The following is a 255-nucleotide window of genomic DNA, read 5'->3' as shown; positions in this document are numbered from 1 at the left end:
CCGGTCCTCTGGGCGAACAGGCTATCATGCAACTGGCCGAAGCACTGGACAGCTACATCCCTACGCCAGAGCGCGCAGTGGACGGCGCCTTCCTGATGCCAGTAGAAGACGTGTTCTCGATCTCGGGCCGCGGTACCGTGGTAACCGGTCGTGTTGAGCGCGGTATCATCAAAGTCGGCGAAGAGATCGAAATCGTCGGTATCAAAGACACCGTGAAAACCACCTGCACCGGCGTGGAAATGTTCCGCAAACTGC

The 255-nt window shown here is 58.4% G+C and carries 1 protein-coding gene; it reads left to right on the top strand.

Annotated features, from left to right (window positions below; all coding sequences use genetic code 11):
- On the top strand, positions 1 to 255 hold a 255-nt coding region (locus GM655_RS23410), incomplete at both ends, for an EF-Tu/IF-2/RF-3 family GTPase (protein WP_267874325.1).

Origin of the sequence: Pseudoduganella danionis (assembly GCF_009720775.1) — a bacterium.
Taxonomy (GTDB): Bacteria; Pseudomonadota; Gammaproteobacteria; order Burkholderiales; family Burkholderiaceae_D; genus Rugamonas; species Rugamonas danionis.
Note: the sequence above shows the minus strand (reverse complement) of the source record. Positions and strands in the feature narration are given on the sequence as shown.